Below are 6,785 nucleotides of genomic sequence, written 5' to 3' on the forward strand. Positions count from 1 at the left end.
CCTCAATTGTGTTGTTCTATTTGGGGCAACAAAATTATTAGTGGTGAATATGTCAATGAAATTTAGAGGGAATTATCTAAGGATTATACTTATATCACTAAAGAACAAGATTAAAGGATTTTAGCATAATATATACAGTCGTCAAATACTATCATTGAAGTGAATTATAAGTTAAATCTCAAAAAAACAAGCGAGTTTGTAACCATCTGCCGCACTGCTGATAATTCCTCCGGAATATCCGGAACCTTCTCCGATTGGATAAATATTTTGGATTCCGACAGTTTCATAAGTTGCTCTATTTCTGACAATCCTGATCGGAGAAGAAGTTCTTGTTTCGGGAGCGAGAAGCAGGCCATTTTCAATAAATCCGTTTATTTTTTGATCGAAATTTATTAATGCTGATTTTATTGATTCGGTTATTATTTCCGGAAATAAATCGTTTAGTTCTGATGAGAATGTTCCGGGTTTGTAACTGTTCGGTATTCCTTTTTTTGAAGTTTTATTGATTAAAAAATCATCAGATTTCTGACTCGGAGCAAAATATGGATTTTTCTGATCAAAACATTTCTGTTCGATTTCTCTTTGGAATTTCACTCCTGCCAAAAGTTTGCTTCCAAAATCAGATTCATTAACAGTTACCACAATTCCCGAATTAGCAAATTTGTTATCTCTTGGTTGGAAACTCATCCCGTTCAAAACCTGATGCTTTTTTTCGGAAGCTGCTGCGACAACGAATCCTCCCGGACACATACAGAACGAGTAAATTCCTTTATTTTTATATTTTGCTGTAAGTTTATAAGTTGCGGGACCTGTTATTTTGAAATTTGTTTTCTCTCCATAAAAAGCTGAATTGATGAAATCCTGCGTATGCTCGATCCTGAAACCAACAGAGAATGGTTTATTTTCTAAAGTTGTTTTTTTAGAAAGCATTTCAAAAGTATCACGAGCAGAATTTCCGATGGCGAGAATTAAAATTTCAGGACAATATTTTTGTTTATTGATCGTTACTTCTTTTAACTTACCATTTTCGATTTGAACATTTTCCAGCTTATGATCCCAGAATAATCTGCAACCATTTGCTTCTAAATATTTCCTGATATTGATGATTATTTTTTTCAATCCATTGGTTCCAAGGTGGGGAAGAGCTTCGTATTTGATTTTCTTATCAGCTCCGAATTTTACTAAATATTCAAATATTTTTTCTGTGTAAAAATCACGAGTTCTGGAAGTGAGTTTTCCATCAGAAAAAGTTCCTGCTCCTCCTTCTCCGAATTGGACATTACTTTCTTCATCGAGAATTCCTTGATTCCGGAATTTATTTATCTTTTTTATCCGTTCTTCAATCTTTTCTCCCTGCTCGAAAATATATGGTTTGAATCCTTTTTCGACTAATGAAATGGCAGCAAATAATCCGGCAGGTCCTGCTCCGATGATGAAAGGATTTGTATTTTGAAGTTTGATGTGAGACGAAATATATGGAAATGGTTTTTTGTATTCCATCACATCCTGATGAGAAAAGTATTTTTCCCGAATCTCTGCTAAAAGTGTATAATTGTATTTCAGGTTATTTTTCTTTCTGGCATCGAGGGAGCGTCGAAGGATTTGTATATTTTCGATAGAATTTAATTTTAGTTTTTCAGATAATACTTTTTTCAGGTCGATATCTTTAGAAATTGGTGTTATCACATTTTTAATTAAATACAAATTTCCTCTTTTTAAAACTTCCGAAGTTTTTGAAATTTCGTAAGTTTATTTAAAAGTGAAAGTTAAATAACTCAAATTTCGAAGCTAAAAATAATAGCATCGGCTCTTAAATAAAAACCATTGAAATGGTTGTGTACACTCTTTTCTTATTTCTTATCACCACAATGAATTGTGGTGTTATTCTTATTATATCCAATTATTGTTTTCAATTCCTTTTCAGATTAACATCCTGATTCATGTGGGTGAATGAAGTTACAGAATATGATAATTATAACCATTTTAATGGTTTTCATATTTTCTGCGAATCGTAAGCCAAATAAATTCTGCTTGAGTCCGGTAAAAAAGGATATTTGAAAATCTATAACATCAACTTTTAATCAATCCAGAATGTTTTTGTTGAAGCCAGGAAATAACTTCCTGTTGCAAAGTCTCTACAAAATCAATAAGTTCAAGAACTTCTTTAAGAGTGATTCCACCGGTATAATCATATTCAAGTGTATTTCTTTTAGCCCGACAAGTGTTTAAATATTCAGCATCTAATTGTTTGGAGTTACCCAAAATTAACGGTAAAGCTTGTATTGTTCGGTAATGTTGTAGATTTTTTTCAGGTTTGTAGCCCTCTGCATATAATAAGATTGTACATAATTTCAAAACTGCATTATAAGCAATTCCGAATTTCCAATCAGCAGAAATACTTTTCTTAGCATCTTTTAAATCTCTCTTGATAATATTCAACAAATCTGTTATTTCTTGTTTACTTGTCTGGTGTTTTCTTAACCATCCGTTATTCAACCAGTTTTCTAAATTCATTTTCTTCTCCAATTAGGAAAATTTTATCATTTTGCATAATATTGGTTATAAAATGATCATTATTAGTTATTCTTTGTATAAATTCATCTTTACTGAAAATATGTGGATTGATATCTCTCCCTGTTTTTTCTGTAATCCCGGAAAGAAGTGAAGTAATTTTTCTTAATCCTAATTCGCCAATCACAAAAAGGTCGATATCACTATGTGATTTCTCCTTTTTACTGGCAATCGATCCGAAAATAAAAGCAAATTCGATATTTTTACTTTGCTTTAGAGCTTTTGATAAAATTTTATTTACTCCAATCGTTTTCTCAACTATTTTACAAATGTCTTTATATAAAGGATGTAATTTATTTGCTTCATAGTAACTGCGATTTCCATCGATTCGTTTAATGATCAAATCTAATTTCGACAGTTTTTTTAATTCTCTCTGAACAGTTCCGATCGTAAATCCTGATCTTCGTTCAATTTCTCTCAAGTGGAGTGCTTTGTCATCTTGATCAAACAATAACCTGAAAACTTCTGATCGAATTTTCGAGGATAAAATTTCTGCTAACATAATGTATCCTTTTTGCATACAATTGTATGCTTTATGCATACGAAAAGACAATTCCTTTTTGGAATTCTATTTGTCAACTACTAATTCGTATTACAACTCTCAAATTTAAACTTCTTGACGATTTTTTCTGTCAAGAGAATCAAACACAAAAAATGAAATAAGAAATGAAAGGTGAGTCGTGAATAATTCTAAAATCATTTTTACGGATCTGGATAGAACTTTGTTGAAAGATGATAATTCCTTATCAGAAAAGAATCTGGAAGCGTTATTAAAAATTCAGGAAAGAAAAATAATAACCGTAATCGCAACCGGCAGAAATATTCTATCTGCAAAACGGGTTCTAACAGATGATTTACCGTTTGACTACCTGATCTTTTCGTCAGGTGCGGGAATTATCGATTGGAAATCGAAAAAAGTGATTTATGAGAATCATCTAATAAAAAGGGAAATTGATCTTACCTTAGAAATTCTTTTAAGACATAAAGTTGATTTTATGATACACGAGATTATTCCTGAAAATCATAAATTCTTTTATGGGAGAATAAATAAGGAAAATCCTGATTTTGAGAGAAGGATAAGACTTTATCAACATTTTGCACAACCTTTGAAACAACCTTTGGAAATGAAAAAAGCAAGCCAGTTCATTGCTGTTTTGCAGGAGAATTCAGAAACGAAATTTAATGAAATAAAATCAGAAATTAAAGAATTGAAAGTTATTCGAGCAACTTCCCCTCTTGATCATAGATCGATCTGGCTGGAAGTTTTCCCGAAAAAAGTTTCCAAAGGTCATTCAGCAGAATGGTTGGGCAATTATTTAAAGATAAAAAGAGAAGATACGGTTGGGATAGGAAATGATTTTAATGATCTCGACCTCTTGCATTGGACTGCTCAAAGTTATGTAGTAGAGAATTCTCCAGCAGAATTGAAAACAAAATTCAGGGTGATAAAATCGAATGAAGAAGATGGATTTGCAGAGATTACGGAGAAAATATTAAACACCGAAAATCTTGGAATTCTTTCACAATTTTTTCAAGATTAAAGCACTGAATACACTGAGAAAAGCTCTTTCCGAAGCTTCCAACAGAGAAATTCTTCAATCTAAGATTCGGAAAGTTGTGGTGTAAATTTTAAAACTTAAGTCAAGACTGGCTAAAGCCAACTTAACTCAAGTTTTTTCTTTGCGTCCTTTGCGTCTTTGCGGTGAATTAAAGGAAAAATTAAATGTTTGAATATCAAAAGACAGGTAGATTTTTTGCCCAGGTAGCCGGGAAAATGGAAGAACTTGGAGCATCGGAATTAAAAGAATTCGGCGTTAAGGAAATAAAACCGGTTTATCGCGGAGTCTGGTTCAGGACTGATCTGGAGCATATTTACAGAATTAATTATCGCAGCAGGTTATTAACTCGCGTTTTAGCTCCACTACTTACTTTCGACTGTCATAGTACGAATTACCTTTTGAAAACAGCATCCAAAATTGAATGGGATGAATTGTTTTCCGTAAACGAAACTTTTGCCATATTTTCATCAGTTTCCAATAGCAAGATCACACATTCCCGCTATGCTTCGCTGGTTCTAAAAGATGCTATCGTGGATTATTTCCGGGAAAAATTCAGAGAGCGACCAAACATAGACAGGGAAAAGCCCGATGTCTGGATAAATCTTCATATTGAGAGCAACAGGGCAAGCATCAGTCTGGATTGTTCCGGTGGCTCGCTGCATAAAAGAGGTTATCGTGTGGAAAGCGTTCCTGCTCCCATGCAGGAAACTCTGGCAGCAGCGATCATTCGTCTTTCCGGCTGGAAGGGAAAGACTACGCTTCTTGATCCGATGTGCGGCAGCGGAACTTTGTTATCCGAAGCATTGATGCATTATTGCCGGATTCCATCAGCATTTAAGAGAGATCATTTCGGATTTGAACACCTGCCTGACTTTGAACCTGAAAAATGGCTGAGAATAAAAGCAGATGGAGAACGCCTGCAAATTAATCTTCCGGATAATTTGATCTTCGGCAGTGATATCGATAAAAGAGCAGTAAATGTTTCCCGCACAAATTTGAACTCCATCCCGAACGGAAGAAATATTCAGATCGAACAAAGAGATCTTCGAGAACATCCGGGTATGGAAAACGCAACTATCATCTGTAATCCACCGTATGGAGTAAGAACCGGAGATGTGAGAGAACTTTCCAAATTATACCAAGAACTGGGTGATTTCCTGAAAACAAAATGCAAAGGATCAACTGCTTATATTTATTGCGGAAAGCGGGAATTGATCGGATCGATCGGATTAAAACCGAATGCGAAAATACCGCTGATGAACGGAAATCTCGATGGGAGATTGGTGAAGATCGAAGTTTATTGAAAGTTGTCGTATTTCCGTGAGAATTAAAAAATAAGTATTATCAGCAAATTGATCTCGTTCCTATCCGGCAACTGCCGGATGGGAATGCAATGTTGTAAAAAACTCTGTTTTGAATAAAATATAAACAATTTAAGGAAAGAAATGAAACGGAGTTTCACAACCATTGCCTTCCAAAACCGGAATTTCGTAACGAGGTGAAGAATTGTGATCTTCACATATTTGAATCCTGTTTGAATCCTGCTTCCAGCTACGAGGATTTTTTCGGTTGCTTTTCTAACTTCTTTTTTATCTGTTGTTCCTGTTTGATTTTCTTCTGTTTCTGACTCTTGAACTTATCCTTCTTACCGCCTTTGTCACCCATTGTGTACCTCCTTTCGGGTAATAAACCATCTTCCCGCCTGAAGGACCTGCCTTTATTAAATTTTCGGCAATACAGGCGGAGCTTTTGATCTAATTTCTTTATTTCTTTATAATTCCTTCATTCTTTAATTGTTACAAAGCAGGAGCTTTGTGTTACTATTCCGACACTTCAAATTCCGGCATTTCACTCCAGTTTGAAAATCCGTTAGCATTACGGACTCGCACCTGGTACCAGCGTTTACCCACAGGTGGTTGAAAGGTAAAAGTTTTGTCTTCACCGGCAATCGAATTATGCCTTGGTATTGCCATAATAATTCCTGAAAATTTTATTTTATAATTGATTCTACTAAACTCAGAGTTGTCATTGCGAGATTTCTTACAGAGGAATTCTTACGAAGCAATCCCGCCATAGGTGGATAAATCTTCAACTTTTACCTATCACTAAGAAAAAGATCGCTTCGTTTGTAACAGCAGGAAGAAAAACTCGCAAAGACACTTTACTTGATAAAAAAATTAAAAACCACTTGAAAAAACCTTGCGAAAAGCCCAAAACAGCTGCTGATCTGGCATTCCTTCCGGCTGGTCTAAGGTTCAGACGGCTGGTCTGCCTGTTTTTTTTTGATGGGAAAAATCAAGTCGATCTTGTTGTAACTCGTTATTTCACGGAAAGATACACTAATATAGCCTGTAAAGAACAATAATTTAAGCGATCCTTCTTCTCCCAACCCCCTGAGGATTTACATGCTTTAATTTTGATGCGTGTTAATCAATGCATCTGGTAAAATTCTGTCTACTATTTTTTTATTTTTTTTTGGGGAAGGGGAATTTTTGTGTTTTTTTTGTTGGAAATGGTTGGCGTGCGCCACGATCTTCTTGCATTTCTTCTTGCTGATTGTGGGTGCTTTTGTTATATGCTTTACATTCGAAAACTAAAATTTTAGTCATATGGTCTAGTCCCTTTACAATAGGGATATTTAGAACAACCATAAAA

Annotated in this window: 5 protein-coding genes; 2 read left to right on the top strand and 3 right to left on the bottom strand. The window is 34.6% G+C overall.

Translation table 11 applies throughout. The features are described 5' to 3' along the window. Window positions 1–171: 171 nt before the first annotated feature. The 3 genes from ENL20_04815 to ENL20_04825 form a co-directional block, all read right to left on the bottom strand. On the bottom strand, window positions 172–1,704 hold the full coding sequence (locus tag ENL20_04815; GenBank protein ID HHE37877.1) for a hypothetical protein: 1,533 nt from the start codon (window positions 1,702–1,704) through the stop codon (window positions 172–174). 366 nt (window positions 1,705–2,070) lie between these two features. After that, a complete protein-coding gene (locus tag ENL20_04820; protein ID HHE37878.1) occupies window positions 2,071–2,514 on the bottom strand; it encodes a hypothetical protein in 444 nt (147 codons plus the stop codon). Next, on the bottom strand, window positions 2,489–3,112 hold the full coding sequence (locus tag ENL20_04825) for a toxin-antitoxin system toxin subunit (GenBank protein ID HHE37879.1): 624 nt from the start codon (window positions 3,110–3,112) through the stop codon (window positions 2,489–2,491). The genes ENL20_04820 and ENL20_04825 overlap by 26 nt, the downstream gene beginning before the upstream one ends. A 139-nt stretch (window positions 3,113–3,251) precedes the next feature. Between ENL20_04825 and ENL20_04830 the strand changes: the two genes are divergently transcribed. Both ENL20_04830 and ENL20_04835 read left to right on the top strand, forming a co-directional pair. After that, complete coding sequence (locus ENL20_04830) at window positions 3,252–4,112, top strand: HAD-IIB family hydrolase (GenBank protein HHE37880.1); 861 nt, start codon at window positions 3,252–3,254, stop codon at window positions 4,110–4,112. A 182-nt stretch (window positions 4,113–4,294) separates the two neighbouring features. Further along, complete coding sequence (locus ENL20_04835; GenBank protein ID HHE37881.1) at window positions 4,295–5,434, top strand: class I SAM-dependent RNA methyltransferase; 1,140 nt, start codon at window positions 4,295–4,297, stop codon at window positions 5,432–5,434. Window positions 5,435–6,785 lie beyond the last annotated feature (1,351 nt).

It is taken from the genome of Candidatus Cloacimonadota bacterium (assembly GCA_011372345.1).
In the GTDB taxonomy this organism is placed as follows: Bacteria; Cloacimonadota; Cloacimonadia; order Cloacimonadales; family TCS61; genus DRTC01.

Excerpts from the sequence above, each read along its gene's own strand:
- ENL20_04835 (HHE37881.1), top strand. The coding sequence starts at position 4,295 with ATGTTTGAATATCAAAAGACAGGTAGATTTTTTGCCCAGGTAGCCGGG.
- ENL20_04820 (HHE37878.1), bottom strand. The coding sequence starts at position 2,514 with ATGAATTTAGAAAACTGGTTGAATAACGGATGGTTAAGAAAACACCAG.
- ENL20_04825 (HHE37879.1), bottom strand. The coding sequence starts at position 3,112 with ATGCATAAAGCATACAATTGTATGCAAAAAGGATACATTATGTTAGCA.